The following is a 3,592-nucleotide window of genomic DNA, read 5'->3' as shown; positions in this document are numbered from 1 at the left end:
GCCAGTGCCCGCCGCCGGTGGGCCCCAATTTCTCCACGTCCAGCGTTGCGCCCGGTGCAAGGCCGGGCGGCGCGGCGCCCGCACGCACGGCGGGAGGGGCGCCGGCGCAGCGCGCCGTGCCCCACGGCCGCAGCGAAACGACGAGCGAGCGAGCCCGGTGTAGGCTCAGGTGAGGGCGTGCGGTCGGGGTGGCGGCGCGCGTGGGATGGCATGCGCGTGCGGCCGACCTGCACCCTCTTCCACGCACCCCTGCCCCACGGAAGGCGAGAAATTCGGTCGGTCGGCCTGTCGTTGTCCGGGCGCTGCAACGAACCCGGAAAGGACGACCCCGATGAAGACCCGCCGCCGAGCCTTCACCGCCGCCGCCGTCGCGCTGGCGCTCTCCCTGCTGCCCCTGGCGGCCTCCGCCGCCGAGGCGTGGGTCGCGAGCGCCACCGAGAAGATCCGGCCCGACGCGAAGGCGCGGCCCCAGACCGAGGCGCACCTCGCGGCGGCCCGCAACGAGTTCGCCGCGTTCCAGGTGGTCGTCACCGGCCCCGCGAAGCGCGTCTCCGCCCGCGTGGAGGGGCTCGACGGGCTCCAGGCCACGCTGTTCCGCGTCGACACGCTCGACGTGACCAGCCCGTCCGCCGTGGACGGCGGCACCGGCCGCTGGCCCGACGCGCTCGTCCCCGCCGTGGACGACGTGGTGGGCGAGCAGCGCAACGCGTTCCCGTTCGACGCGGGGAGCGAGAGCCGCGCGGTCTGGGTGGACGTGCACGTGCCGGCCGGCGCGCGCTCGGGCGTCTACCAGGGCGCGGTGGTGATCTCGTCCGACGCGGGCGAGGCGCGCGTCCCGGTGGCGGTGAGCGTCTACGACTTCGTGCTCCCGTCCACCTCGTCGCTGCGCACGTCGTTCGGCCTCTCCTACGGCGTCATCGCCGCCGCCCACGGCGTGTCCGGCGACGCCGACGCCGCGCTCCGCGCGCGCTACGGCCAGCTCGCGCTCGATCACCGCATCACGCTCACCGGCCTGAACGACGACGGCCAGCACGCCGACTTCGGCCACCTCGACCGCTTCTACGGGCCGCTCATCGACGGCACCGCCCCGACCCGCCTGCAGGGCGCGAAGCTCACCGCGGTGAAGTACGTGGGCGGCCGCACCAGCGTGGCCGAGCACGCCGCCTGGGCGAAGCACGCGCGCGAGCAGGGGTGGTTCGACCGGCTGTTCGACTACACCTGCGACGAGCCGCCGCTCACCTGCGCCTGGAGCGACATCCCGGCCCGCGCCGGCGCGGCGAAGCAGGGCGACCCCGAGTTCCGGACGCTCGTCACCACGCAGCTCTGGGACGCCGAGGACCACGGCGTGGCCGACGACATCGACGTGATGGTGCCGGTGGTGAACTGGATGGACGACCGGCCGGGCAGTGCCGTCGCCGGCGACCAGCGCGACCGCTACGACCCGTTCCTCGCCTCGGGCCCGCGCAAGGAGGTCTGGCTGTACCAGAGCTGCATGAGCCACGGCTGCGGCGGGACGGTGAACATCGGCTCGCCCTCCGAGTCCGACCGCTACTTCACCGGCTGGCCGAGCTACATGGTGGACGCCTCCGCCTCGCGGAACCGCGCCATGGAGTGGATCACGTTCCTCGAGCGCGCCAGCGGCGAGCTGTACTGGGAGACGGCCTACAGCTTCCGCCGCGACCCGTGGTCGAGCCAGTGGGACTTCTCCGGCAACGGCGACGGGACGCTGTTCTACCCCGGCAAGCCCTCCCGCATCGGCGGCAAGACCGACGTCCCGGTGGCCTCGGTCCGCCTCAAGATGATCCGCGCCGGCATGCAGGACTACGAGTACCTGAAGGCGCTCTCCGACGCGGGCGACCCCGAGCTGGCCCGGAAGATCGCGCGCGACCTGTTCCCGAACGCGTGGTCCACCGACGTCGCGCCGGAGAAGTTCGACCAGGCGCGCCAGCAGATCGCGCAGCGCATCCTCGAGCTCACCGGCAAGCCCATGCCGGCCGCGGTGGAGGCGGGCTTCTCCGGCAACGGCGGCGGCTGCGGCAGCGCCGGCGGGTCCGGCGGCGGCGCGCTGCTGGCGCTCCCGGCCCTGGCCCTGCTCGCGCTCGTTCCGCGGCGCCGCGCCCTGGCGCGGGCGGTGGCGGTGGCGGCGCGGCGCTGAGGATCTGACGGGGCTGCGCCCCGCCCCACGGAGCGGAGCTCCGCGGGGCCCCACCCTGCTCGCCGGGACCCGTGCGCCGTCGCCGGCGGCTTCGCCGCGAGCGCGACGGCGCCCCGGCAGGCTCGCCTCGCTCGCGGTCGACGTGTGAGCATCCGGCGCATCGACGACGGCGCGGCGGGTCATCCCGGTCGCGCCGGACCCTCCTCCGGCGGGGCGCGTCCGCGCGGCGCGCCCCGCCGTACCTTTCCTGGGAGTGACGGCCGGGTACAATCACGCCCGGTGAGGACGTTCGGAAAGTACCGGCTGGTCGAGCTGCTCGCGTCGGGCGGGATGGCGGACGTGTGGCGCGCCGAGGTGGCGGGCGCGGCCGGGGTGGTGAAGGAGGTCGCGCTGAAGCGCGTGCGCGGCGAGCACGGCGCGCGCAGCGACTTCGTCCGGATGTTCATCGAGGAGGCGCGCCTCGCGTCGCGCCTCACCCACGCGAACGTCGTCCAGGTCTTCGAGTTCGACCAGGTGGACGGCCGCTACTACATCGCCATGGAGCTGGTGCGCGGGCGCCACCTCGGCCAGGTGGTGGAGCGCGCGCGGGAGGCGGGCGTCCGGCTCGGCCTGGCCCGCGCCGTCCACGCGTGCGCCGAGGTCGCGAGGGGCCTCTCCTACGCGCACCGGCTCGCCGACGGCGGGCGGCCGCTCGGGCTGGTGCACCGCGACGTGTCCCCCCACAACGTCCTCGTGTCGTTCGAGGGCGAGGTGAAGCTCGCCGACTTCGGCATCGCCCGCGCCATGAGCCAGGGCGGGCTCACCGATCCCGGGACGGTGAAGGGCAAGCTCGCGTACATGGCGCCGGAGCAGGCGCGCGGCGCGCCGCTGGACGCGCGCGCCGACGTGTTCGCGCTGGGCGTGGTGCTCTGGGAGCTGTGCGCCGGGCGCCGGCTCTTCGCGCGCGACAGCGAGGCCGCGACGCTCGCGGCGGTGCTCGAGGGCGCGCCGCCGCCGCCGCCCTCGGCGTGGAACGACGAGGTGCCGCCCGAGCTGGACGCGCTGGTGCTGGCCGCGCTGGAGCGCGACCCGGCGAACCGGACCGCGTCCGCCGGCGAGCTCGCCACCGCGCTCTCGCGCGTCCTCCTGCGCCTCGCGCAGGCGCCGGAGGACTGGGACCTGCGCGCCCTCATGCACCGGCTCTGGCCGGACGGGGCCGCCGCGCCGGCGGGCCCGGGCTCGCAGCCCACCCGCGTCCAGCCCGTGCTCCTCGCGGCGGAGCCGCCCGCGGGCGGCTCCGGGGGAGGGGAGGGCGCCGCGGCGGATGCGGAGGTCGAGGCGGCGCGCGCGGCCGAGGCCGCCGCCCGCGCGCCGGCAGGCGACGCGACCGCGCCGACCCGGACCCGCGTGGCGACGTCCGCGGCGTCCCGCCGGCCCGCGAGGCGGGCGCGGACCGCG

2 protein-coding genes are annotated in these 3,592 nt (G+C 76.3%); both read left to right on the top strand.

Going from position 1 to position 3,592, the window contains the following annotated elements; translation table 11 throughout:
* Window positions 1-331 precede the first annotated feature (331 nt).
* Window positions 332-2,155: a DUF4091 domain-containing protein gene (locus PSR1_RS22355; RefSeq protein WP_059439524.1), complete on the top strand. Its 1,824-nt coding sequence runs from the start codon at window positions 332-334 to the stop codon at window positions 2,153-2,155.
* Window positions 2,156-2,434: 279 nt separating this feature from the next.
* On the top strand, window positions 2,435-3,592 hold a 1,158-nt coding region (locus PSR1_RS22350; protein WP_059439523.1), incomplete at its 3' end, for a serine/threonine-protein kinase.

This window comes from Anaeromyxobacter sp. PSR-1, from assembly GCF_000964525.1.
Taxonomy (GTDB): domain Bacteria; phylum Myxococcota; class Myxococcia; order Myxococcales; family Anaeromyxobacteraceae; genus Anaeromyxobacter.
The sequence above is the reverse complement of the archived record's forward strand: the minus strand, read 5'-3'. Positions and strand labels throughout refer to the sequence as shown.

Excerpts from the sequence above, each read along its gene's own strand:
- PSR1_RS22355 (WP_059439524.1), top strand. The coding sequence starts at position 332 with ATGAAGACCCGCCGCCGAGCCTTCACCGCCGCCGCCGTCGCGCTGGCG.